This window comes from Dolichospermum heterosporum TAC447, assembly GCF_024584745.1.
Classification (GTDB): domain Bacteria; phylum Cyanobacteriota; class Cyanobacteriia; order Cyanobacteriales; family Nostocaceae; genus Dolichospermum; species Dolichospermum heterosporum.
The window spans coordinates 4,382,692-4,406,429 of the sequence record NZ_CP099464.1; the positions used below are offsets into that span (position 1 = coordinate 4,382,692).

Annotated in this window: 23 protein-coding genes; 10 read left to right on the forward strand and 13 right to left on the reverse strand. The window is 36.7% G+C overall.

Going from position 1 to position 23,738, the window contains the following annotated elements:
- Positions 1-381: 381 nt before the first annotated feature.
- From NG743_RS19755 to NG743_RS19780, 6 genes are all read right to left on the reverse strand, one after another.
- Complete coding sequence (locus tag NG743_RS19755) at positions 382-783, reverse strand: type II toxin-antitoxin system VapC family toxin (RefSeq protein ID WP_027402374.1); 402 nt, start codon at positions 781-783, stop codon at positions 382-384.
- Positions 771-992, reverse strand: a complete 222-nt coding sequence (locus NG743_RS19760) for a hypothetical protein (protein ID WP_027402375.1) — start codon at positions 990-992, stop codon at positions 771-773. Before NG743_RS19760 ends, NG743_RS19755 begins: the two co-directional genes overlap by 13 nt.
- A 512-nt stretch (positions 993-1,504) precedes the next feature.
- Positions 1,505-1,672: a hypothetical protein gene (locus NG743_RS19765; RefSeq protein ID WP_168204374.1), complete on the reverse strand. Its 168-nt coding sequence runs from the start codon at positions 1,670-1,672 to the stop codon at positions 1,505-1,507.
- 3 nt (positions 1,673-1,675) lie between these two features.
- Positions 1,676-1,966: a type II toxin-antitoxin system VapC family toxin gene (locus tag NG743_RS19770; protein WP_257120724.1), complete on the reverse strand. Its 291-nt coding sequence runs from the start codon at positions 1,964-1,966 to the stop codon at positions 1,676-1,678.
- Positions 1,967-2,149, reverse strand: a complete 183-nt coding sequence (locus NG743_RS19775) for a PIN domain-containing protein (protein WP_257120725.1) — start codon at positions 2,147-2,149, stop codon at positions 1,967-1,969.
- A gap of 363 nt (positions 2,150-2,512) precedes the next feature.
- Positions 2,513-2,863 carry a type II toxin-antitoxin system HicB family antitoxin gene (locus tag NG743_RS19780; protein ID WP_201769136.1) on the reverse strand — a complete coding sequence of 117 codons (351 nt, stop codon included), beginning with the start codon at positions 2,861-2,863 and terminating at the stop codon, positions 2,513-2,515.
- A gap of 458 nt (positions 2,864-3,321) precedes the next feature.
- Here NG743_RS19780 and NG743_RS19785 point away from each other — a divergent pair, with 458 nt between their 5' ends.
- Both NG743_RS19785 and NG743_RS19790 read left to right on the forward strand, forming a co-directional pair.
- Entirely contained in the window at positions 3,322-3,609 is a 288-nt protein-coding gene (locus NG743_RS19785) for a type II toxin-antitoxin system HigB family toxin (RefSeq protein WP_096668045.1), read from the forward strand.
- A 133-nt stretch (positions 3,610-3,742) separates the two neighbouring features.
- Positions 3,743-4,144 (forward strand): helix-turn-helix domain-containing protein, encoded by a 402-nt coding sequence (locus NG743_RS19790; protein WP_096668043.1) that lies wholly within the window; start codon positions 3,743-3,745, stop codon positions 4,142-4,144.
- Positions 4,145-4,438: 294 nt separating this feature from the next.
- On the opposite strand, the gene NG743_RS19795 is transcribed toward NG743_RS19790, so the two are convergent.
- Both NG743_RS19795 and serS read right to left on the reverse strand, forming a co-directional pair.
- Positions 4,439-5,347 carry a hypothetical protein gene (locus NG743_RS19795; RefSeq protein WP_257120726.1) on the reverse strand — a complete coding sequence of 303 codons (909 nt, stop codon included), beginning with the start codon at positions 5,345-5,347 and terminating at the stop codon, positions 4,439-4,441.
- Positions 5,348-5,668: 321 nt separating this feature from the next.
- Positions 5,669-6,949, reverse strand: coding sequence for a serine--tRNA ligase (gene serS / locus NG743_RS19800; protein ID WP_257120727.1), 1,281 nt, complete (start codon positions 6,947-6,949; stop codon positions 5,669-5,671).
- 222 nt (positions 6,950-7,171) lie between these two features.
- Here serS and NG743_RS19805 point away from each other — a divergent pair, with 222 nt between their 5' ends.
- Positions 7,172-7,753, forward strand: coding sequence for a Uma2 family endonuclease (locus NG743_RS19805; protein WP_370566844.1), 582 nt, complete (start codon positions 7,172-7,174; stop codon positions 7,751-7,753).
- Positions 7,754-7,773: 20 nt separating this feature from the next.
- Here the strand turns inward: NG743_RS19805 and NG743_RS19810 are convergent, their stop codons facing one another.
- Entirely contained in the window at positions 7,774-8,346 is a 573-nt protein-coding gene (locus NG743_RS19810; protein ID WP_027402383.1) for a DUF3611 family protein, read from the reverse strand.
- 121 nt (positions 8,347-8,467) lie between these two features.
- Between NG743_RS19810 and NG743_RS19815 the strand changes: the two genes are divergently transcribed.
- Positions 8,468-9,001: a cofactor assembly of complex C subunit B gene (locus NG743_RS19815; RefSeq protein WP_027402384.1), complete on the forward strand. Its 534-nt coding sequence runs from the start codon at positions 8,468-8,470 to the stop codon at positions 8,999-9,001.
- A 456-nt stretch (positions 9,002-9,457) separates the two neighbouring features.
- Here NG743_RS19815 and NG743_RS19820 read toward each other — a convergent pair whose 3' ends face one another.
- Positions 9,458-9,781, reverse strand: coding sequence for a DUF3155 domain-containing protein (locus NG743_RS19820; RefSeq protein ID WP_193962545.1), 324 nt, complete (start codon positions 9,779-9,781; stop codon positions 9,458-9,460).
- A gap of 367 nt (positions 9,782-10,148) precedes the next feature.
- Here NG743_RS19820 and NG743_RS19825 point away from each other — a divergent pair, with 367 nt between their 5' ends.
- Positions 10,149-11,504, forward strand: coding sequence for a sensor histidine kinase (locus tag NG743_RS19825; protein ID WP_257120728.1), 1,356 nt, complete (start codon positions 10,149-10,151; stop codon positions 11,502-11,504).
- A 107-nt stretch (positions 11,505-11,611) separates the two neighbouring features.
- Here NG743_RS19825 and NG743_RS19830 read toward each other — a convergent pair whose 3' ends face one another.
- From NG743_RS19830 to glyS, 3 genes are all read right to left on the reverse strand, one after another.
- A complete protein-coding gene (locus NG743_RS19830; protein ID WP_257120729.1) occupies positions 11,612-12,295 on the reverse strand; it encodes a conjugal transfer protein TrbI in 684 nt (227 codons plus the stop codon).
- 1,900 nt (positions 12,296-14,195) lie between these two features.
- Positions 14,196-15,578, reverse strand: a complete 1,383-nt coding sequence (gene murD, locus NG743_RS19835; RefSeq protein ID WP_193963754.1) for a UDP-N-acetylmuramoyl-L-alanine--D-glutamate ligase — start codon at positions 15,576-15,578, stop codon at positions 14,196-14,198.
- Between the two features lie 80 nt (positions 15,579-15,658).
- Positions 15,659-17,809 carry a glycine--tRNA ligase subunit beta gene (glyS, locus tag NG743_RS19840; protein WP_257120730.1) on the reverse strand — a complete coding sequence of 717 codons (2,151 nt, stop codon included), beginning with the start codon at positions 17,807-17,809 and terminating at the stop codon, positions 15,659-15,661.
- A 568-nt stretch (positions 17,810-18,377) separates the two neighbouring features.
- Here glyS and NG743_RS19845 point away from each other — a divergent pair.
- The 5 genes from NG743_RS19845 to NG743_RS19865 all read left to right on the forward strand — a co-directional run bounded on the left by NG743_RS19845 (position 18,378) and on the right by NG743_RS19865 (position 23,592).
- Positions 18,378-18,908 (forward strand): type IV pilin-like G/H family protein, encoded by a 531-nt coding sequence (locus NG743_RS19845; RefSeq protein WP_257120731.1) that lies wholly within the window; start codon positions 18,378-18,380, stop codon positions 18,906-18,908.
- Positions 18,909-19,371: 463 nt separating this feature from the next.
- Entirely contained in the window at positions 19,372-19,929 is a 558-nt protein-coding gene (locus NG743_RS19850) for a type IV pilin-like G/H family protein (protein ID WP_257120732.1), read from the forward strand.
- Positions 19,930-20,391: 462 nt separating this feature from the next.
- Positions 20,392-22,620, forward strand: coding sequence for an O-linked N-acetylglucosamine transferase, SPINDLY family protein (locus NG743_RS19855; protein WP_257120733.1), 2,229 nt, complete (start codon positions 20,392-20,394; stop codon positions 22,618-22,620).
- Positions 22,621-22,879: 259 nt separating this feature from the next.
- The gene (locus tag NG743_RS19860; protein WP_257120734.1) at positions 22,880-23,341 is read left to right on the forward strand and encodes a DUF29 domain-containing protein; all 462 of its coding nucleotides are present in this window, start codon (positions 22,880-22,882) and stop codon (positions 23,339-23,341) included.
- A 107-nt stretch (positions 23,342-23,448) separates the two neighbouring features.
- On the forward strand, positions 23,449-23,592 hold the full coding sequence (locus NG743_RS19865; RefSeq protein ID WP_257120735.1) for a nucleotidyltransferase domain-containing protein: 144 nt from the start codon (positions 23,449-23,451) through the stop codon (positions 23,590-23,592).
- Positions 23,593-23,738 lie beyond the last annotated feature (146 nt).

Below are 23,738 nucleotides of genomic sequence, written 5' to 3' on the forward strand. Positions count from 1 at the left end.
ATGTACAGGATGTTTTTTTAATATTTATCTACATTTTCATAAATTGCATTTTGTCTGAATCAGGATGTCCAGGATTTGAGGATGTACAGGATGTTTTTTAATATTTATCTACATTTTCATAAATTGCATTTTGTCTGAATCAGGATGTCCAGGATTTGAGGATGTACAGGATGTTTTTTAATATTTATCTACATCTTTACAAAATTGCACTAATTTTAATATTCCACAATATCAATATCAAATATTATCCTGTTAATCCTGTTAATCCTGTAATCCTGGTTATCCTGATATGGCTTGCGCCACGCTGCGCTATCAGACAGTTAAATATTAATAAAAAACGGTACATTACATTTGATTAACGCACCTTATGAAATGAGTAAACTATTTCATCAAATAATTATTGAGTTCAGGATATTGAGAAAAGAAACCATCAATACTGGCTAATTTTGCTTGATATTCTAATGTAGTAGCAATAATTAAACGATCAAATGGATCTTTATGAACAGGAGATAAATCTACAGCACGACAAGCAATTTCCGCAGTCAAGGGAAATAATATAATACCTGATGGTTCTAATGCTTCCTGAAACCATTGATTAGCAGTACAAGGTAATTCTAGTCTTCCTCGTTGTTGTGCAAGTGCAATTTCATAACAGGAAATAGCGGAAACTCCTACTTCTTCAGATGTTTCAATTATTTCTCTCCAATGGGTAGGAAATTCATCAAATTGTTGACTAATAAACCAGAACCAGATATGAGTATCAAGGACTATTATTTGAGACATTCCCACTCTTCTTCATTGACAATAGGACTAACAATATCACCCAATGTTTTACCTTTACCAGCAATGGAAGCAGGAGGAATACGGCGTTTTTTTGATGGTAAGTTTTCTTGTAGTATGGTGATAATCACACGAGCAGAATTAACTTGAGGTTGTTCTGACAACCATGTTAATTGCCCATTTTCATAAATTGCTTCGTAACTTTTTAGCATAGTAATTTGATGATGAATGATGGTTATATTTTATTATAGTTTAAACAATCACATTTTCTCATAATCAGGATTTACAGGATGTTTTTTAATATTTATCTACATTTTCAGAAATTGTATTTTGTCTGAATCAGGATGTCCAGGATTTGAGGATTTACAGGATGTTTTTTAATATTTATCTACATTTTCAGAAATTGTATTTTGTCTGAATCAGGATGTCCAGGATTTGAGGATTTACAGGATGTTTTTTAATATTTATCTACATTTTCAGAAATTGTATTTTGTCTGAATCAGGATGTCCAGGATTTGAGGATGTACAGGATGTTTTTTAACATTTATCTACATTTTCACAAAATCGCACTAATTTTAATATCCCACAATATCAATATCAAATATTATCCTGTTAATCCTTTAATCCTGGATATCCTGATATGGCTTGCGCCACGCTGCGCTATCAGACAGTTAAATATTAATAAAAAACGGTGCATTGTATTGTATTAATGCACCCTACAAAATTAGCGTGAGAGAACTACCTTCTTTAATGGAATAGAAATAATCTTTCTTCCACTAGTTGCTTGTTGTTTTCTTAAATCAGCACAAATAGCAGCCAAATCATAATTAAATGACTTAGCTTGTTCATCTCTTATTTTGCGAATTTCTGCCAAAACTTCATCATTCCACATAAATTATTCTCCTAACATTTCATAAGGTGTACATATTGTTGGCAATTCATACCCTAAACTATCAGCAATCTGTGAGAGTTTTTTCTGAATATAGGGGTTAGCAATGTGCTTACAATTCCATGTTAACAGATAATCCAATCCATAGACGGTAGCTGTAGCAATGTGAACAGTATCATAAGCAGCAGTCGGTGGTAAATTACTTTGTTTTTGAAATTCCTGTGCTAAATTTTGTACTGGTTCTGTGATATCAAGTAAAGGAAAGTTATTTAAAACTTCTAGTCTTTTATTTACCATTTATACATCACCTTTTGCTACTTCTTGCAATACCAGTGGAGAAATGTAAATAGTAAATGAGTTTCGCTGCGTGTCCCACCAGTCTCTTGTTAATTCTGCATTAGCAGCAACTATCAAATTTTTACTAGGTCTTGCTGTTAAATAACCAATAATACTTGTTTCTATGTATATTGTTCTGGTCATATTATTCAAATGGGATTACTTTGGTAGATTTACTATACTGTATTCTGTTAATCCTTTTGTCCAGGATTTGAGGATGTACAGGATGTTTTTTTAATATTTATCTATATTTTCAGAAATTGTATTTTGTCTGAATCAGGATTTTCAGGATTTGAGGATGTACAGGATGTTTTTTTAATATTTATCTATATTTTCAGAAATTGTATTTTGTCTGAATCAGGATTTTCAGGATTTGAGGATGTACAGGATGTTTTATTAATATTCATCTACATTTTCGGAAATTGTGCTAATTCAAATATCCCACAATATCAAACTCAAATACAATCCTGTTAATCCTTTAATCGGTGGAAATCCTGATTCTAAAATTCATACGCTACTTAGAGCTTTCACTTTTGCAATAGCACCTTCAATATCTGGCAATTTTTGACCATATTTTTCGGCTGTTTCTAACCATAAGTTTCGCACAATTATCAATTCTTGTAAGGTTTCTTCTAAAGTTTCACCCTGTGCTAAACATCCTTTTAATGCGGGAATTTCTGCTACAAAACCGCCTTCTTCACAAGGATAAACAACTATGGGATAATTCATGATTACGCTCCTTCTATTAATTCTATCTAAGAAGAACTCCTCTAACTCTAAAAGTTTACGAATATCACTAAACTTTACATTGTTAGGGCTATTTTTTAATTTTTCAATTAGTTTATCTTTTTTGACCATTTTCTGCTAGTAAAAATTTTAACATTATTTGTCTGAATCAGGATGCTCAGAATTTGAGGATGTACAGGATGTTTTTTAATATTTATCTACATTTTCACGAAATTGCGCTAATTCAAATATCCCACAATATCAATATTAAATACAATCCTGTTAATCCTGTAATCCTGGTTATCCTGATATGACTTGCGCCACGCTGCGCTATCAGACAGTTAAATATTAATAAAAAATGGTGCTGTACTTTCGGAGAACGCACCCTACAAGATGAGAAATCCAGGAGTAGCGTAACGTTTACGCGGTGGTAATTTCAACACTTCGCCTAATTGAAATGAATTTCCAAAAATTCCTGTACAGAGGCTTGACATTTGGTTCTCTTTATGAGAACATAAAGTTAGACCGACCAAAAAAACAAGGTAAAGCAGATATGTTTAAACTAAAAAAATCGAATTTAATAATATATTATGAAAGTAATTGGCATCGAAAACCTAACTGAATTTAGTAAGATTCATCCAGATGCTGAAATTAGTCTTAATGTTTGGCTCCAAACTGCTCAAAAGGAAGAATGGAAACACATTATAGATGTAAGGGAAGTTTATCCACACGCAGATTTTGTACAAGGGTACACAGTTTTTAATATAGGAGGAAATAAGTTTCGGTTAATTACTAAAATTACCTATAAAGTCAAGACCATTAAGATTGAGGATGTATTAACTCATAGTGAATATAATGAAGATAAGTGGAAAAAATAAGGAATAATTAGAGGATTATTAGAGGATTTCGCTTCTCAATAGTCTAATTACACTACTCAGAAGCTCATAAACATCTAGGATATGGCTTTACTATGTCCCTAGTGAAAACATTCTACCCCAAAGGGGGTTGTATATGACAACTACACTAAACAAGGAAGAATACATTAAGCTACTTTCTGAAACTGTGCCACGTATAATTGACACAGAAATAGAACATAAGCGTCTACTAAATGAAGTAGATAAATTTATGGATTTAGGGGAAAATTTGACAGATGAACAAGCTGAAGTTTTACAGTTGCTAGTAACACTAATTGAGCAATATGAAAATAGAGTCTATCAGATGAAAGCTATAACTCCCCTAGATATATTACATGAGTTAATGTCAGTAAGAGAACTCAAACAAAAGGATATTGTCGAGATTTTTGGCTCAAAAGGTATTACTTCAGAAGTAATAAATGGTAAAAGAAGTATTAGCAAAAATCAAGCCAAAGCATTGGGAGATTTTTTTCATGTATCATATTCTTTGTTTTTGTAAGCAAATGGGGATAATAGCTTACTTTCTGAATCACTTCTAATGCTTTAATTGTAGCTGAAAATGGTCTGAATCAGGATGTCCAGGATTTGAGGATGTACAGGATGTTTTTTTAATATTTATCTACATTTTCAGAAATTTCTCTAATTCAATTACCCCAGCAGATCAAACTCAAATACAATCCTGTTAATCCTTTAATCCTGGATATCCTGATTCAGACAGTTAAATATTAATAAAAAACGGTGCGTTACATTTCATTAACGCACCCTACGAGATGAGCGATCAAGATTAGATAATCTAGCATCTAAGCCTATCTCTAAAAGAAACACGAATTTTATCCAAAAGTTCTTCATACTCACATTTGTATCTAAGATTACGTTCGATTTGCCGCCTTGCTTGACTCGGAGAGATTAGATATAAATCTTCTTCATTGCGTATGTCTATAAGACGAATCTTTCCAAGTCTGAAGTTACCAAATACATTTAATATTTCCCGAAGCCTCATATATTCTTCTTCTTCAAAGAATATAGCACTTTCATCTAATTTTAAGAGTATTTCGTTCAACAGTTGAGAGAAATTCATAATATTATTTTCGCTTGCTCCTTTCCACAATTCCTCTCCCGCTAACCGGAGTAATTGGAGTTTTCTCCATATATTCCAATACGATTGGAGTCTAGCTGAAGGATAGCTATCTGGATGAGAAGAAGAAATATTTAACTGGTCTTGGAAATAGTTAAGTTGCTCTGCTAGAGGTAATGAACCATTGAAGATAGCTATATTTCCACCAGCATTTAAGGAGTTCGCATCAATAGATCCAGGGACATTTGGTAAAATAGAATTACGATATTTATCGTTTTGTAAGTGAGTGCCTATAAGATCAACATCACCTTCAGCTTCAACATCCTCTAGATCAATACCTTGACCAGTGGTTTCCTCTGCACGAAAACGACCTTTCTTAGTTTTCATGCGTCTGCCTCTAATTCCACCTTGATGCTTCGCTTTATTAGAACTTTCTGATTTGAGGCTTAACCAATATCCAACTAACAAGCCTAAAGTTGCAAATATAGCCATCCACCAAATCGTCTGATTATTAAACTTTTCACCAATAGTGCGTTGCTGAATAGCAGCGGCAATTAGGTTAAAAAGGACATTAATAAAAGCACCAACGAAAAGACCGAGTATTGAGTAGATATACTGTTTTTGCATAAGCTTATGCTCAGAATAAAATTTACAGTTACTTTACTAAAGTTAGTATACTGCTAGTGTGTTAATTCTGAATCCCTTATCCTATAAGACTTCATGCACAAAATATGTCGTCATATTTTTATGAGAACGTGCCTGGAACAGATGCTTTCGGTGTAAACTACGGTAACACCAATAATTTTCTGGACAATCCCTCCAAAAATACACAGAATTAACACACTAGTATACTGCTAGGGTATCAACCTATAATATATTCTAAAAATATGCTTTATCAAAACCCATGTAGAGACGCACCCCCAAAAACGCCTCTACAAAACCCCTATCCTACAAAACCTCCCTACCCAAATAAACCTGCAAAACCTCCGGTACTTTAATCGTCCCATCTGGTTGCTGATAATTCTCCAAAATCGCCGCCATAGTCCTTCCCACAGCCAAACCAGAACCATTTAAAGTATGCACAAACTGCGTCCCCTTCTTACCCGCTTCCTTAAACCGAATATCCGCCCTTCTCGCTTGAAAATCCACACAATTAGAACAACTAGAAATCTCCCGATACTTGCCAGCAGAAGGCAACCATACCTCTAAATCATAGGTTTTTGTTGCCGAAAAACCTAAATCAGCAGTACATAAATTAATCACCCGATAAGGCAATTTTAAAGCCTGTAAAATACTCTCTGCACTGACTAGCAACGTCTCCAATTCATCAAAAGAACTTTCCGGTTTTACTAATTTCACCAACTCAACTTTATTGAATTGATGTAACCGAATTAAACCCCGCATATCCCGGCCATAACTTCCCGCTTCCCGCCGAAAACATGGCGTATATGCAGTATGATAAATTGGTAATTCTTCCGCGTTGATAATTTCCTCTCGATAAAAATTAGTGACAGGAACTTCCGCAGTAGGAATTAACCACAAATCATCTTCTGCACATTTAAAACTGTCCTCTGCAAACTTGGGTAATTGTCCTGTTCCCGTTAAAGAATCAGTATTAACTAACAACGGGGGACTAACTTCTATATAGCCATTTTCAATATGTTTAGAAAGCATAAATTGGATTAATGCTCTTTCTAAAGCAGCACCTGCACCAATAAGACTGACAAACCGAGTTTGGGCAATTTTTACCGCTCTTTCAAAATTCAAAATTCCCAACTTTTCGCCGATTTCCCAATGGGGGACAATGTTGGGATTTTCGGGTTTATATTCATCTCCCCATGTTTTCACTTCTTGGTTATCATCTTCACTTGTACCAATGGGGGTAGAATCACTGGGTAAATTCGGAAGTGCTAAGAGTAATTGGTGAATTTGGGCTTTTAATTCTTTTTCCTGGGGTTCTAATGAGCTTAATGTGATTTTGAGGCTGTTTCCTTCCTCTTTTAAAGCCAGAATTGACCCATCTTGAGGATTAACACCAGATTTTACCTTTTGTCCCACCAGTTTACCAATTTCATTACTCCGGGCTTGGAGTTCATTGCGTTTGACTTCCAATACCCGTTGTTGTTGACTCAAATCTAAGATAGGCTGAATCTCGTATTTACCACTACGAGTATTCAACTTTTCTTGTATTAATTGGGGATTTTCTCTAATTTGTTTAATATCTAGCATTGGTGAATTTCGTTAAGTTTTGTCAATTGTACTTGATTGAGATAATTAATCGTAAGGGCTTAACAATGCTAAACCCTATATACTAATGCCACCTTTCTCATCTGCGTTTATCTGCGTTTATCTGCGTTTAATTATAATCAGTAGCAAATCTACAAAATATAGTTGATAATTAGTTCAGATACTCTTCTCCATTACCTAAGCGTTAAGGAGTTTTCAGAAATGATGACAACTCAATCAGTTATTTTAAATATCAAAAATGTAGAGTTAAGTGATGAACAGTTTTATCAACTATGTCAAATCAATGAAGATTGGAAACTTGAGCAAACAGCTAAGGGAGAATTGATAATTATGCCTCCAGTTGGTGCAATTAGTGGTAATAGAGAGTCAGATTTTAATGGTTATGTTTGGTTATGGAATCTTCAAACCAAACTCGGAAAAGTATTTAGTTCTTCTACTGTTTTTACTCTACCTAATGGTGGTAAACGCTCTCCTGATGTGGCTTGGATTGCTAATGAACGTTGGGATTCTTTAAGCATTCAAGAAAAAGAGAAATTTGCTAAAATTTGTCCTGATTTTGTCATAGAATTGCGTTCTCGTACAGATTCTTTAAGTCAATTACAGGAGAAAATGCAGGAATATCTTAATAGTGGTTTACGTTTAGGTTGGTTAATTGATCCTCAAAATCAACAAGTAGAAATTTACCGTCAAAATCAGTCTGTAGAAATAGTATCATTACCGACAAGTTTATCGGGAGAAAATGTGTTACCAGGATTTATTTTAGAATTACCTGTTTTCAGGGATTAAGATACTACAAGCACTGTCAATTATGGTTTATTAATCCGATTTATTAACCATAAGGATGCCAATAACCCAGCAAAATGCGCTGATACGGTATTTGTATTTGCCTGGACTATAAGCATATCTAATCCGCTAATAATCCGAGTCGGGTCAAATAATTGAGTAGTTACTGCTTGAGGAGATATAGACCTAGCTACTAGTGTACCAACGATCGCTTGCGCTCCCAATAAAGTGACTAATATTCCCCCTAAATTTATCCATAGACCTAAACGCAATACTTGCACGGTTTCCACCTTCCGAGGGCGATTAGTAGGATTAGGGGACTCTAATTTCTTGCCAATTCTAGTGTAGCGATAAGCTAAGTAAATACCAGCACCCAACAGAAGTATGCCACAAATTGCTAAAAACACGCCAAAGCCCGTTCCTGGATTGTTACTGGGGCTACCTGCTTTTTGACTAAAAATGCCAAATAACAAGACAATTATTCCAGAAATTACACCTAATACCAACTGAATCCATAAACTAATCCAACCTGCTAGGCGAAATTGTTGGGCTATAGCCCGAAGGTTAGATGATGGTGTTTCGGAGTTTTGCGTCATATAAAAATTAAAACTTAAAAATTAAGAACAACTTCCGTTTGTTGTTTGTTAGCTGTTACCTATTTCCAGAATAATTGATAATGGGTTAAGTCTACTGAAAATTTCAGACGTAAAATTAGTTATGAATTCTACTGTTTCTCAATCTACGTTCCTCTTAACTTTTCTGTTATCAGTTGGATTATTTTTCTTTATACGCGCTTCGACCAAGGATCGTACAGAAATGATGCAATTGACTTCAGAACAGGATGAAAGTACATTAATGGCTGCATTAAAGGAGTATTTTCGCTCTCGTGCTTATCGAGTTTCAGCGGTAGATTCTACTAAAAATCAAGTCACTTTTGAAGGATTGGTTAGCCCTAGCTGGTTTCTAGCTATATTTTTGACTATATTAGCAGCCGTAGGTTTGGGTTGTTTGGCGTTGGTTCTATCAATGCTTTTGCCCGATTTTGGCCAATTTTTTCCAGTAATAATCCTGTTTTCGCCTTTAAGTGGGTTATTGTACTGGAAAAAATCTGGAAGACTTGAGAAGGTGTCACTCAAGATGGAAAATATCCCAAGTGGGCAAAACTTCTCAAGTACAATCACTGTAACTGCCCATAGAGATGAACTGGCTGAGTTACAAAGGGCATTACAGCTAAAGACACTTGACACTTGATTGATTGTTGGGGGTGAAAACTAGCATTATGTAGGCTTCTGACTCAAGTTTTGAGTAAATCAGCAGTAGGGAAGAAGAGAAAATTCTGCTAGTGCTGTTAATCTTCCTGATGCTTGGTATGTCATGAGGAAAAATTTAAATTGGCGGACAGAGCTTGATAGTAGTCCAAATTAGTGAGAGCATAAATAAATAATTCATACTTCATTTTTTGGATGACCTTGGCTCTGTCGCTATTCTCTTTTGTATAAGCTGATAACAAACTGATTCATCTAATCTACTACAGATTAATGAGGAATTAATTATCCCATGACTTGAGAGAATGTATTTAAACTCTACTGGCAAATTCAACCAAAAAATTAAAAGAAATGGAATTTTTGAACAAACCGGTCATAATTGCCAGTTAATTATTCACAGAGTCAGAAGTCACATTTACAAGATATGATAGTCATTTGTTGTTTAGTTACTAGCCACAGCAACAGACACAGTTTGTTGTGCTGTTGGTGATTCTAAAATCCTGAGACTAGGGAACAAGAAATGATTCTCTTCTACGTATTGAGCGCCAAACAGACCTTTTTCCGCCCAGAAATACCGATCTGTTGTATGTTCATTGCGTTTTACTAGTAGCAGCGCAGGTGGCATGATACCTTCAGCTTGAATGAACTTTCTTGCTGCTGTCACAGGTTTATCTTCGCCACTTTCAATGCTGTACTGAGGGATATGCTCAAGTATGCGCCGTCCTTCCTGCCTACGACGACTCTTCCGCTTGCGTCTCCTTGCCAACCTATTGTCCTCCTGTTTCAAGCTATAGACTGTAGTTATGGCTACAAAATCCGTCGTCATTATATAAGTTCTATCTTAAAAGATCAATAGTTTTTAATGTTTTGATACAACTAGGGTAAAACTGTCAAAAATGAAGACTTAAAAATTAAAAAAATTGCTGACTTTTCAGCTATTGTTTCCCTACCAATCATCCATTACCAGACTAAACTAGATAGCTAGAAGCCTTAGTAACGTTATGTACTTGAATAAAATGCGAAAATTAGGTCGAAAGCTATAGGGGTAAGGCATAAGCTAAACCCCTACCAATTCCTTCTTTCCTTCTTCTTCTGACTCGGTAACTCCTTTTTCCTCCTAGATTCCTGAACTCATGCTAATGTCTGCCAGTTCTGATTTTCTTGCTCTATGTCGAGAGCAAATGGCTCTGCTAACCCAAGGGATGGGAGCGGGCTTTAGCGTTGTTTATTTGACACAAGAACTAGTAGAAAAATCTACAGCAGAGGCGCGACTAATTCCAGTAATGGTGTATCCAGAGACTATAGCATTAAATCCTAGTGATGAATATAGTCAGGTGGGGGAAGGTTATCCTGTAAGATTAGCTAATGTTTTAGCATTACCCAATCAGCAAATGAGATTGTTAAAACCGACTCCAACATCCTCCCATGAATCAGCGGAATCGGCAGCAACAGGAAAACAAAATTTACATGATGCACAAGATGAATACTGGCTGAGTCATAACCAAATTGTTTTACCTTTGATTCATGAAGGCGTGATGATGGGGTTATTGGTGACGGCCAGAGAAGATAGGGAATGGAATGAACGAGAGGAACGGGAAATTGAACGCATTGCTAAGACTTTAGCGATCGCTTGCATTTTAGACCAGCGCCAGTCATGGTTACAACATCAACTCCAGCAGGAACAAATTCTCCAAGAGAGACAACGGGATTTATTAGATAATCTTTTACATCAATTTCGTAACCCCTTAACTGCTATCCGCACCTTTGGGAAATTACTATTTAAGCGGATGCTCCCGGTTGATCCTAATCGGGAAATAGCTACCAGTATAGTCCGGGAGAGCGATCGCTTACAAGAACTATTAAAACAATTTGATCAAGTAATTGATTTAAATACAGCAGATTCAGAACCTTTACCTCTACCAGAATCAAAAGTAGTTATTAACGCAAATGTCCAAAAAGCAGCTAAACCTGCGTTATTATTGCCCGGAACAGGGGAACAATTAACTAATCGTTTCTTAGTAGATTTATTAGCACCTTTATTAATATCTGCCCAAGCGATCGCTCAAGAACGAAATCTACAATTAATCACAGAAATTTCTCCTCACCTACCCCTAGCGAGGGTGAATGAAAAAGCCTTAGGAGAAGTTTTGAGTAATATCCTTGATAACGCTTTAAAATATACACCACCTGGAGGTAAAATCTTAGTACAATGTGGGCAACAAAAAGGAAATTTACAAGGTATTGCTATTAGTGATACAGGTCCTGGTATTCCTCCAGAGGACTTAGAACATCTAGGAGAAAGACATTACCGGGGTGTACAGGCAAAAACAGAAATTCCGGGAACTGGCTTAGGAATTGCCATTGCTAAACAGTTAATAGTAGAAATGCAGGGAAACATCGAGGTTTTTAGTCCAGCCATTAGCTCAGTTATCACATTACCAAATACCCCAGGAACTACATTTATAATTTGGTTGCAATCTGTCGGTTAAGCTAAAAACCCTTGAGGGCAAGTTTTGGAGCGTGGCGGAAAAACTTAACTGTCCTTTAGGCAAGGGATGAAAGCCAACTAGAGGCTATCTTCCTCCAGTGACTTGTGTTATTGACGAGTTATGACTAAATTTGAAGTCAGGGTAATATCTAAATCTTGTTCTGGTCTTAACACAAAAACATCAGCTTTTGGTTTTCGCAATAGTACACTAACTAAAGCCCCCGCTGCTGCACCACCTACGGGTTCTAAAACTTCAATTTTCTTGTTACCAGTCACCAAAGAAATCAGAGTAGCAGCACCCGCACCAATAGCCGCATCTGTTAATATTTGTCCAGTGCTTGATCCTTTGGTAATTGTTTCTGTTTGGGTGATAGTTTTAGAGTTAGCATAAATCTGTTGTCGTTGTCCAGAGGGAAATACTAATTCCCTGGCTACAAAGCGGACACCTTGCCGGTTATTATTAGTAGATGCCCCATTTAATCTTACTGGTTGTAATTCTCCAATAACTTCAGTATTAGCAGGAATTAAAATATTTCTGTTTCTATCAGTAACATTGTCAGCTATTTTCAGAGTTAAAGCCAATATTTCACCCGGTTTGACAATAACCTTCTCTTTTTCGTAGGTAACAGGTAAAGTGACATTAGCGGGGATACTAATTGTCCGCGATTGATTGAGATTAAATCCTTGGGCAAAAACAGGGTTAAATGATAGCATGGGGATGGCTATACCTGTTGTAATGGCTATAGCCATGAGTGCAGCGGTGCTAGATTGCCAATGGATAGAACGACTCATGATAAGATTGCCAATAATATGTGATATGTATGGTGACGTGGACTAGCTAGGATAGTTTCTGGACAATTGTTAAGTAGGGCTTGCTAAATAAAGCTAAAACCATTTATTAATAAGAGTTTCACGGATTTTCATCACAAAGAAGTGCCAGGTTTTGGCTGATTGTGTCTCAAAATAGGTGCATTTTTCTTTGTCAGATTTGGAAAATTGAGGATGTCCAGACAGTTGAAACTGTTCCCAGTTAAGAGTTATACTATGTACTTGTGAGATTTAAACTTTTGCCAAATGACAAAGAACCCAGATGTGTAGGGGTAAAGCAAGAGCTTCATTGGTGTCAACTTAACGTAAAATATCTACCCCGCAAAGAACCCAGATCATCTCATTCCCAGTCTCTGACTGGGAATGAATTCTAGAAGGCTCTGCCTTCAATGATAAGCTGTTGTGCATTTAGTTTGTATAATTCTAGCGGGCAAGATGCCCGCACTACAAAGTTCAAGTAAATTATGGTTATCAAATTTAGCTGCGTAACAGCTTATGAGAGGCAGAGCCTCATCAACTGCATTCCTAGTCAGAGACTAGGAACGAGATGTGGTAGGGAAACTGTTCCCAGTTAAGAGTTATACTATGTACTTGTGAGATTTAAACTTTTGCCAAATGACAAAGAACCCAGATGTGTAGGGGTAAAGCAAGAGCTTCATTGGTGTCAACTTAACGTAAAATATCTACCCCGCAAAGAACCCAGATCATCTCATTCCCAGTCTCTGACTGGGAATGAATTCTAGAAGGCTCTGCCTTCAATGATATTAGAGGCAGAGCCTCATCAACTGCATTCCTAGTCAGAGACTAGGAACGAGATGTGGTAGGGATTTGAGCTTAAGTTGACACAGATTTAGGGTTTGTGTACCGAAGAGTGAACTGCTTGCAGCAGCTTCGCTATCGCACAATTATAATCTAATAATATGCTCTTAGTTTTATCCTAGATGCTGTTTATCAGATATATTATTCATAATGGCTGTATGATAAGTTTAAATTATAGAAAATCAATAATACTTTTGATATTTATAACTTTTAGCAATTCCCTTTATATTTTCTTAATAATTAATTGAGAATCTTTTCTATTTATCAACGAGGTTGCTATACTTTCAGCGATCTGCTATAATTTCAGAGAATTTCATAATTGGGTTATTGTTGTCAATTTTGGATCTTTCAGAAGAGGTTAGTCTTAAACCCTTGATTGACAGTAGTTTCAGAAATTAATTTCCCAGGCTAATACAAAACTTTACAAAATTCATAGCTATTCCCTCGACAATTTTAGCCATGAATTTGCTCAGAAATGATCTAATTTGAGCGATCGCAAAAATTTCCTATTGACAAATTGACAAAAAAGTGATATGTAACCTGTCAATGTTATTAATTTTAGTGATATTTAGGACTTACGCACGAGTTACGGAATAATGAACCACAGAGAACACAGAGAACACAGAGAAATGAGGGTTTGAGGAATATTTTGCGTAAGTCCTGATATTAAATCAACATGAATTAAGTAGGTGAACACAATAAAACCAAACTGTGTAAAGAAATGTAAAATCGCCCAAACCCTCTTCACTCTTGCCTCTTGCCTCTTGCCTTTTGCCTTGCCATAACGACAATTTTCAACGCCAACCTACTTAAAGTTTACTCAAAAATTTCCGGGTTATTTAGTCATCTTCAGATGACTTCTGCTATTAGACTGGGAATTCATTCCCAGGCGGGCTACAGGTTTTACCTTAAGTTGACACCAATGAAGCTCTTGCTTTACCCCTACACATCTGGGCTTTTTGTCATTTAGCAAAAGTTTAAATCTCACCCGTGTTTAGTATACATCAATTTGATTGATGTTGGGTTGCGCTTTGCTTAACCCAACCTACGGTACTAGATATTTTTGGCACAATTGCCGAAAGTCTTCACCCCGCATTTCAAAATTGGGATATTGGTCAAAACTAGCGCAAGCTGGAGATAATAATACTACAGAGGCTTGATATTTTTTGGCTAATTCCCCAGATAAGGATACGGCGTTTGCCATTGTTTCAACTATGTGATAATTGCTATATCCCATCTCTTGCAGCCGTTTCGCAAATGCCGGTGCTGCGTTACCTATGAGTAAAACGGCGGCGGCTTTGGCTTGAATTTGGGCTAACCAAGTGGTATCATCCCCAGCTTTGGCTTCGCCACCAGCAATTAAAATGGCGGGACTATGGACAGATGCTAATCCTACTTCGGCTGCGTCGTAGTTGGTGGCTTTGCTATCGTTAATAAAATCAATTCCTTGCCAATTGCAGATATGTTCTAAACGGTGGGGAACGCCAGAGAATTCACGCACAGCTTGCGAAATGGCGGTAATATCTATACCTGCTAATCTAGCAGCAGCGACGGACATGAGCAGATTTTGCTGGTTATGTTCCCCTACCATTCGCAATGCAGATACCTCTACAATGGCTTGGGGTGTGGGGGTGATTTTTTCCATTACCCAGCCATTTTCTATATAAAAGCCTTTTTCGCCGATTAGGAATTTTTCACCTTTAACGGTTGTCCAATAGGCTTTTGGCCAATGAGTTAATCCTAATTTGCTCAAATAAGTATCATCACCATTAAATATTTGAATTTGGGAATTATGTAATAATTTGGCTTTGATATTATAGTAATTTTCTAATGTTTTGTGTCGGGCTAAATGATCTGGGGTGAAGGTTGTCCAAATCCCAATGCGGGGCGCTAAAGTTACGGAAGATTCGATTTGATAACTACTAAGTTCAGCAATTATCCAATCAGGGCGATTTTGGATTTTAGATTTTGGATTTTGGATTGCTACCTCACAAGCAGCATGACCAATGTTACCACAGGCGGGGGCGTTCAATCCCGCTGTTTGGAAAATGGCAGCAGTTAAAGCGGTGGTGGTAGTTTTACCATTTGTCCCGGTGATTGCTACCCAAGGAATATCTTGCAAATATCGCCAAGCTAGTTCCATTTCGCCAATAGTTTCTATGCCTAATTCTCGCGCTTTGGCTAAAATAGGAATATCCCAAGGAACTCCGGGACTGAGAACTATTAATTTGGATATATCAGAGTTGGTGAATTCTGGTTTGTGTCCTAATTTGACGGTAATGTGTTCACTGGCGAGTTGTTGTTGTTGTTCGAGGAGGGTTGGGGAGGTGCTACTATCGCAAAGTTCAACCTCCCAGCCTTCCTGTTTCAACAATCTTGCCGCAGCAACACCGGATTTTCCGAATCCAATAATTAACGCTTCTGGCATAGACTATGTAGCATCCCTGGTTAAGCTTCACTATAGTAGCGTTAATTGGCAAAAATTACACCAATTTTTGTTGCGTTATGCTACAAATTTTTGACTATCGCGCCAAAGTCCGCCAATACACGGGCGTGATTTCGCAGTAATCCCAGTAAATTTAAGCGATTTTGCTTAATATCGGGATTTGCGTCCATAACTAGAACGCTGTCTTCACCATCAAAAAATGTACTGACGGTGGGGGCAATTTTTGCTAGTGCGGTTACTAATAGTTGGTAATCCCGGTTTTGTTGTGCTGCTTGGGTTTGAGGAACTAATTCGAGTAAAGCGTTATAAAATGCAGATTCGGATTTTTTCTGGAACAGTTGGGGATTAATTAAAGACTGTGGTTCTAGGGTTTGAAAGTCTAGATTTCCCTGGGCTGCTAACCGGGTGGAACGGTTGACGGTTTCGTAGATTTTATCTAATGTACCATCTTTGCGGATTTGTTGTAAATAGAGAGCGCGATCGCGGACATCTAATAAATCCGTTAATGCTCGTTCTGTGTATTCAGGATCATTTTCTCCCAAAACTGCATTTACCAAATCGTAATCTATCTGTTTTTCATCTTGTAATAAGGTGCGAATCCGTTGCAGGAAAAATTCTTGCAAGGTTTTAATTAAGGATTTGGCATCTTTGTTAAAAGTTGTAGCAAAATCTGTGGCGATTTCTTCTAAAAGGGTTGATAGATTAATTTGTAAATTCGCCAACCAGGTAATATTAACAATCGCATTTGCTGCGCGACGTAAGGCGAAAGGATCTGATGAACCTGTGGGAATTAAACCTAAACCAAAGATACTCACTAAGGTATCTAATCTATCTCCTAAACCAACTATTTGCCCTGTGAGAGTTTGGGGAAAAATATCATCAGCATTTCTGGGTAAATAATGCTCAAAGATGGCTTTTGCAACTTCTGGATTTTCGCCATTGGCTAAGGCGTATTTTTCGCCCATAATTCCCTGTAATTCTGGGAATTCATAGACCATTTGTGTGACTAAATCGGCTTTACAAAGTAATGCGGCTCTTTGTATATTCTGGGTTTGGTCTGAATTTAATTGTAGTTGAGTGGTAATTCTTTCGGCATTTTTAACTATTCTGGCGATTTTGGCACGAACTGAACCTAAATCTTCTTGAAAGGTGACTTTTTCTAATTGGGGTAAGTAGCTTTCTAAGGGTTTGGCTAAATCAGCTTCATAGAAAAATCTACCGTCAGCTAACCGCGCTCGAATGACTCTAGCATTACCAACAGCAATAATATCAGCTTTGGCAGGATCTCCGTTACTAATGGTGATAAAGTTGGGTAATAATTCCTGGCAATCAGCATTTTTGAAGACGGGAAAATAACGCTGATGACTTACCATGACTTCGGTAATTACTTCTTTTGGTAAATTGAGAAATTCCTCTTCAAATTGGCCGATAACTGCTGTGGGATATTCAACTAAATTGACAATTTCTGCTAGTAAATCGGGGTAAATTGGGGTATATCCGCCTAATTTTTCGGCTGCTGCTTGCACTTGATTTGTGATGATTTCGGCTCGGCCTTCTGGGAGTACATTTACATAGCCAGAAGCCAAGGTTTTGACATATTCTGTAGCGTGGTCAATGCTGACGGGTTGGGGGTGTAAGACTCTATGGGTGCGAGAAAGGCTATCGCTTTTAACAACTTTTGCCCCATTTTCTAATTGTAGTGGTAGAATTTCCCCATCTAACAATGTGACTAAAGTGCGAATTGGGCGCGAAAACCGTCCGTCACCATGTCCCCACCGCATTAACCGCTTGCCTTCTAAGTTCCAGACCCATTGGGGGACAAGTTCAGTTAAAATATCGGCGATGGGACGACCGGGAATTTGTTTGTTGACGAAGACGAAATCGCCTTTTTCCGTGGGACGAATTTCTAAAGCGGAAATATCTACACCTTGCTTACTCGCAAAACCAATGGCGGCTTTAGTGGGTTGTCCATCTTTAAAAGCTGCTTGTGCGGGTGGTCCTTTGATTTCTTCTTCTCTGTCTGCTTGCTGGGAGGGTAAACCTGTAATCAGAACTGCTAACCGGCGGGGTGTTCCATAGACTTCGACAACCGCTTCGGGGAGATTGTGGGTTTTGAGACTTTCGGGAATGCGCGATCGCCATTGTCCAATAGCATCACTCAAAAAACCTGCGGGTAATTCTTCTGTACCGACCTCTAATAAAAATGCTGGCATAAGATACTGTTTTTAAGTTGGTGTGGCTTAATATTAGTCAATTCCAGCATTGTACGCCAGTTCCGACTCTTGAGGAAAATCTAAGAGGGTGGTTGAAAAGTCATGATTGCTGTATCAAATGTTAATTACTTAAGCAGTGAGACAGAATTAATTACACAATGTTATTGCGTTAGCGTAGCGTGGCGTTAGCCATATGGAAGGAAGTGAAATGAAGCAATCGCAAGGGTCGTGATTGCTTCCCTTCGCTCGCAATGACTGTAAATTTTCATTGCGTTAGCGCAGCGTGGCGTTAGCCATATGGAACGAAGTGAAATGAAGCAATTCCAAGGGTTGTGATTGCTTCCCTTCGCTCGCAATGACTGTAAATAAGTAGTGAGACAAAATTAATTAATTCTGTCTCACTACTTACCAAAAACTGTAGCCACCTGAGTATAAATATTTTTTGCATAGAGATATCAAACCTGAGAAATTTGGGAATACTGGGATTAAGTAATGTATTGATGCAATTTTGCTGGAATTTGCGTCAAAGCATATTTTTTACTCAGTAAACCAAATGGTTGCAAACCCTATGAAAAGCAATTTCCAAGCCCGATTATTAGCTTACTTGCTTCCCAAACACCCCAATGAAGCTGGGTATACCCTAGTTGAATTAATTACCGTCATACTAATTATTGGCATTTTATCCGCGATCTCCATACCCTCTATATTAAGTAGGGCTAACAGCGGTAGGCAAGCAGAAGCTAAATTGTTTGTTGGTTCAATGAATCGCTCTCAACAGGCTTATTACGTAGAAAATGATGTCTTTAGCAGTTCTGTTGGTACATTAGGAAATGGCATGAAACAGCAAACGGAATATTACCAGTATCAAATTAGTATTGATTCTACTGGTAAAGTGGCTACAAATAATGGTATGTCCTCAGTAGTATTTTTAAAATCCTATGTAGGAGTTACGCAGGCACAAACAGTTATAAACTCATCAGGTAGTAACGAGTTAGTAGTTACAGTTCTTTTATGTGAAAACCCCGTCCCTGGTATAGGCACTCTACAAACAGCCACCTCTGGCATCTGTCCATCTGGTTGGACAACGTTACCAAAATAGGCGATTGAATATAGTAGAATCCACAGATTTAGGTGTTGAAAGTTTCTCATCTTAGGGATTTTTCCATAAATTTTGCACCTTATTTAAATTCAAATATTTATTTATACATAATTTATACAGCATGATTTTAGCATAGCTGTTTTGCTTGTTAAGATTATGCTGTTTAAGCGTGTACTATACGTTAAATTATTAAAATCAAATTCTCATCAAAAAATAAATAGACATCTCCAAAAAAAATTGTTGTAGAGACGTTCCATGGAACGTCTCTACAAAGGTCGCTTGTCATGCATATTTAAATTCGGTCGCTGTCTAATAGATAGAAGCCTTGACCCATAGGGAATTACAGCCATTTCTCCCATTTGGTAAAAAATTTTTTTCAGAGGTGATATGAAATTGATCAGAACTGGGTAAGTTATTTGCATAAGGAAACAAACAACACCAACCCCCCCCAAGGAAAACTGCTATGAAAACTGAATTAAAAGCTAAATTCTTACAACACCTCCTCGGCAAGAAAAGAGATGAGCAAGGTTTCACCTTGATTGAATTGTTAGTTGTTATCATCATCATTGGTATTCTGTCCGCTATTGCACTACCTTCCTTCTTGAACCAAGCTAAGAAAGCTAAACAGTCTGAAGCTAAGAATTACGTCGGGACAATGAACAGAGGTCAACAAGCTTACTTTACAGAAAACGACGTTTTTACCTCTACTGTTGATCTATTAGGTACTGGTATTAAAACCTCGACTGAATACTATAGTTACTCTACAGCAGCAACAGGTAATGCTGGTGCTGGTACTAGTGCATTCGCTATAAGCGGTTCTGCAACAAAAGTAGCCGGAGGCGGTTTGAAAAACTATGGCGGTAAGGTCTATGTTTTTACAGCAGGGACTAATAGTGAATTGTCTACTTTCGCTTACGTGTGTGAAGGTAACAACGTTGATGCCGCTGGTTCTGGTGTTGTAGCTCAATCCGCCGGTGCTAACGCTGGTGCTGAATGTGTTAGTGGTAAGCTGATTAAATAATAATTAACCAACTAATCAATTACTTTTACCTCATCAAGGTACAATTCTTATATTCACCTTGCAAACACTGGCTGTAAGGTGAATATTTGTTCAGGTTTATATATAGCTACAGCCAAAGTGGTAACAACATCAATTGATAGGGCTTTAATCTTAACTCCTGTTATACTAAACTGTCAACTTAAGTTAAAAATGGCTTATCTGTTTACCTCCACACCCGCCCGGAACTTAAGTTCCGGTCTCATAGCTAAAGTAAACTTTAGTTTACTAAATAATTTTTGGTTTCCTTAGTCATCTTTAGATGACTTTCGCTATGAGACTGGGAATATGGCTTACGCCACGCTACGCTATCATTCCCAGGCGGGTTAAAGATTTTATGTTAAGTTGACACTAATGATCACTGCTAAACCCCTAGCGATAGAATCGAATGATTAAGCGGTTTTGAGTATATTCTAAATATTTGATATGACTTCTATAGAATCTTTATCTAATACAACTAATTGGCAAAAGCAAGCCGAGCAATACTTAATTTCAGAAAATTATAGTGCATCTGCTAACCTTTATGAGCAAGCTATTGAGAGAGAACCTGATATTAAATCTCATTATTGGTATTTGGGATTAATCTTATTGCTACAAGGTCAAGAAACTGAGGCACAAATGACTTGGTTTATGGCATTATCAGCGGCAGGAGATGAAGGAGAAGATCCGACAGAACTATTAGCAGTTTTAGAAACAGAAGCTAACCGCCGGATAGCTATTGAAGATTATCAAGTTGCTTGGGTAATCCGCCAACATATTCGAGAGATTTGTCCTGAAAATGTCAATAATTTATTAAACCTGATTAATTTAGCTATTAAGCAAGAAATCTTTGATAATGATGGTGCTAATTGTTTAGAATCAATAACAAATCCCTCAATTATAGAAGTCAGACATTATGATGATCATTTATTGTTGGATGTAATCATAAATCTTTTAGTTTATGTACCAAAAGCAAAAGTTGCTTTTAATTTTATTGACGTTTGTATTCAATATTTTCCAACCCCAATGATCATTATAGATACTGTAATGTTGGAAAGTATGAAAATTTCTTTCTTTCAAAAAATGCCAGAATTAGCATCAGATTATGCCGAACTTTGTTTGCGTCGGTTTCCTGATAATCGAGAAATTCTGACAATGATATCTTATTTTTATCAATCTGCTAGGAAATATAAGGAAGGACTGGAAACAGCTAAACACTCCTATGAAGTTGTGAATACATTGGCTGAAAAAGTTTGTGCTAATTCTTTAATTGTCAGAGCATTAATGTCTTATGGTAGTTATTGGGAAGAGTCTTGTTCACAGTTAAAACATCAAATATTCTTAGCAGAAGAATTGGTAAAAGAAAATCCTACTATTGGTGATGATGGAATTATTGCTAGACTTTTTAGCTCGTTGTTTTATTTACCGTATATTGAAGATTTTCCTCAGCAAAATCGCAAAATTCAAAATCAAATATCCAGCTTATGCCAAGCTAATTATATTAAATTTAAGCCAGAAATTGCTCAATCTCAACACAATTTATTATCGTTACGTCATCAGCAAAAGGATAGGCATAAAAAGATTCTCAATATAGGTTATGTTTCCTTTGCTTTCAAAAAACATTCGGTAGGATGGTTGTCAAGATGGATATTTCAACATCATGATCCAGAGAAATTTAAAATCCATTGTTATTATGTCTATGATTTAGATGTCATAGATCCGTTTACAAACCATTATTTTGTAAATACTGCCTATAAGTTTCGCAAAATTTCTACAAGAGATGATCAAGGTTGGGAACAAATTCAGCAAGATGAAATTGATATTTTGATAGATTTAGACAGTCTCTCTTTAGATGTTACCTGTAAATTAATGTCCATTAAATCTGCCCCTATCCAAGCTACTTGGTTGGGTTGGGATGCTTCAGGGATACCATCAATTGACTATTTTATTGCTGATTCTTATGTATTACCTGAATCAGCACAGGATTATTATAGTGAAACAATTTGGAGATTACCCCAAACTTATATAGCTGTTGATGGCTTTGAGGTGGGTGTACCGACTTTACGCAGAGAAAATTTAGATATTCCTAGTGATGCTATAGTTTATTTGATGAATCAAATTAGCTATAAACGACATCTGGAACATCTGCGCTTACAGATTAAAATTATCAAAGAAGTTCCTAATAGTTATCTATTAATTAAAGGTGGTGCTGATTTAGAATCAAGCAAGGAGTTTTTTGAAAGGATTTCAGAAGAAGTCGGTGTAGATTTCTCTCGGTTGAGATTTTTAGAGGAAGTTCCTATGGAATCGGTTCACCGCGCAAATTTGGCGATCGCAGACGTGGTGCTTGATACCTATCCCTATAATGGAGCGACAACAACTTTAGAAACTCTGTGGATGTGTATTCCTGTTGTGACAAGGGTTGGACAACAGTTTGCAGCCCGTAATAGCTATACAATGATGATGAATGCAGGAATTACGGAAGGGATTGCGTGGAATGAAGATGAGTATGTTGAGTGGGGTGTGCGCTTAGGTAAGGATGAAAAACTGCGACAGCAGATTGCGTGGAAGTTGCGTCAGTCAAGACACACAGCACCGCTATGGAATGCAAAACAGTTTACCCGTGATATAGAAACTGCTTATGAGCAGATGTGGCAAAGGTATCTTGATAGTTAAGGCTTGTAAATACCTGTAGGTTTAATTGATAGAAGGAAATCGAACCGCCTAAAATTATGTTAATCTTTAATCAAAAGGCTTATTTTATAGCCGTAAGCATCGCTATAGTAGTTCTCGGTTGAGTTGTTCGAGAACCCCACCCCCAACCCCCTCCCCGCAAGCGAGGAGGGGGCTTATCATGTATATCATTCAAGTGTATACCGCTATATCTATGAAATTCTGATAAGTAACCTATCCTAACAAAAAAAGGATTGTGATTATGTTAAATAAAACACCAACCCAACTACAAAAACTGTATGAAATTGATGATTATCTGTGGTTGGAAGAAACTATTAAGCTTCTAAAAACAAAAGATTTAGATAATTTAGATTTAGATAATTTAATTGAGGAGTTAGAAAGTTTGAGAAGAAATGAGTTAAACAAAGTTAGAAGTTTATTAAGACAAATTATAATTCATATTTTACTGTTAGAATATTGGCAGGAAGAATATGATCGAAATTATCGGCACTGGCAGGGCGAAATAATCGCTTTTAGAGATGATTTAAACAATAGCTTAACCACTACATTAAAAAATAAGTTAGTTCAAGAATTAGCTCATATTTACAATGTTGCTGTGAAAGTTGTTGTTCAAAAAACAGGATTAGCATCAAATCTATTCCCTGATAATTGTCCCTATTCTTTGGAACAATTATTTGATGATAATTGGTATCCTCAAAAGTAACTGGAGTTGACATAGCGGTTCTTGGTTGAGTGAAATACAAGGACTTCAGCTATAAAAAAGATGTGCTATGATTATGAAATAATCTTTATTAAGAGAGGTTATGATATATGGAATTGCTAATAATAAATAAAATTTCAGAAAAAGTTAAAACATTTCTACAAACAACCTATCAAGATAATTTAGATAAAGTTATCTTGTTTGGTTCTCGTGCTAGAGGTGATCATCATTCTGATTCTGATATAGATTTTTAATTGTTTTAAAAGAACCTTTTAACTATTCTCAAGAAGTTGAAAAGACTAGCATTTTTATTTCTGAAGTATCTTTGGAATTTGACTTAGTTATTTCTCGGGTTTTTGCTGAAGCTAAGGAGTTTAATTTTAAAAATACTCCTTTTTTT

What these genes read in the sequence shown, in the direction of transcription:
- NG743_RS19755 (WP_027402374.1), bottom strand. Translation starts at nt 783, where the DNA reads ATGTCTCAAATAATAGTCCTTGATACTCATATCTGGTTCTGGTTTATT.
- NG743_RS19760 (WP_027402375.1), bottom strand. Translation starts at nt 992, where the DNA reads ATGCTAAAAAGTTACGAAGCAATTTATGAAAATGGGCAATTAACATGG.
- NG743_RS19765 (WP_168204374.1), bottom strand. Translation starts at nt 1,672, where the DNA reads ATGTGGAATGATGAAGTTTTGGCAGAAATTCGCAAAATAAGAGATGAA.
- NG743_RS19770 (WP_257120724.1), bottom strand. Translation starts at nt 1,966, where the DNA reads ATGGTAAATAAAAGACTAGAAGTTTTAAATAACTTTCCTTTACTTGAT.
- NG743_RS19775 (WP_257120725.1), bottom strand. Translation starts at nt 2,149, where the DNA reads ATGACCAGAACAATATACATAGAAACAAGTATTATTGGTTATTTAACA.
- NG743_RS19780 (WP_201769136.1), bottom strand. Translation starts at nt 2,863, where the DNA reads ATGGTCAAAAAAGATAAACTAATTGAAAAATTAAAAAATAGCCCTAAC.
- NG743_RS19785 (WP_096668045.1), top strand. Translation starts at nt 3,322, where the DNA reads ATGAAAGTAATTGGCATCGAAAACCTAACTGAATTTAGTAAGATTCAT.
- NG743_RS19790 (WP_096668043.1), top strand. Translation starts at nt 3,743, where the DNA reads ATGACAACTACACTAAACAAGGAAGAATACATTAAGCTACTTTCTGAA.
- NG743_RS19795 (WP_257120726.1), bottom strand. Translation starts at nt 5,347, where the DNA reads ATGCAAAAACAGTATATCTACTCAATACTCGGTCTTTTCGTTGGTGCT.
- serS (WP_257120727.1), bottom strand. Translation starts at nt 6,949, where the DNA reads ATGCTAGATATTAAACAAATTAGAGAAAATCCCCAATTAATACAAGAA.
- NG743_RS19805 (WP_370566844.1), top strand. Translation starts at nt 7,172, where the DNA reads ATGACAACTCAATCAGTTATTTTAAATATCAAAAATGTAGAGTTAAGT.
- NG743_RS19810 (WP_027402383.1), bottom strand. Translation starts at nt 8,346, where the DNA reads ATGACGCAAAACTCCGAAACACCATCATCTAACCTTCGGGCTATAGCC.
- NG743_RS19815 (WP_027402384.1), top strand. Translation starts at nt 8,468, where the DNA reads ATGAATTCTACTGTTTCTCAATCTACGTTCCTCTTAACTTTTCTGTTA.
- NG743_RS19825 (WP_257120728.1), top strand. Translation starts at nt 10,149, where the DNA reads ATGCTAATGTCTGCCAGTTCTGATTTTCTTGCTCTATGTCGAGAGCAA.
- NG743_RS19830 (WP_257120729.1), bottom strand. Translation starts at nt 12,295, where the DNA reads ATGAGTCGTTCTATCCATTGGCAATCTAGCACCGCTGCACTCATGGCT.
- murD (WP_193963754.1), bottom strand. Translation starts at nt 15,578, where the DNA reads ATGCCAGAAGCGTTAATTATTGGATTCGGAAAATCCGGTGTTGCTGCG.
- glyS (WP_257120730.1), bottom strand. Translation starts at nt 17,809, where the DNA reads ATGCCAGCATTTTTATTAGAGGTCGGTACAGAAGAATTACCCGCAGGT.
- NG743_RS19845 (WP_257120731.1), top strand. Translation starts at nt 18,378, where the DNA reads ATGAAAAGCAATTTCCAAGCCCGATTATTAGCTTACTTGCTTCCCAAA.
- NG743_RS19850 (WP_257120732.1), top strand. Translation starts at nt 19,372, where the DNA reads ATGAAAACTGAATTAAAAGCTAAATTCTTACAACACCTCCTCGGCAAG.
- NG743_RS19855 (WP_257120733.1), top strand. Translation starts at nt 20,392, where the DNA reads ATGACTTCTATAGAATCTTTATCTAATACAACTAATTGGCAAAAGCAA.
- NG743_RS19860 (WP_257120734.1), top strand. Translation starts at nt 22,880, where the DNA reads ATGTTAAATAAAACACCAACCCAACTACAAAAACTGTATGAAATTGAT.
- NG743_RS19865 (WP_257120735.1), top strand. Translation starts at nt 23,449, where the DNA reads ATGGAATTGCTAATAATAAATAAAATTTCAGAAAAAGTTAAAACATTT.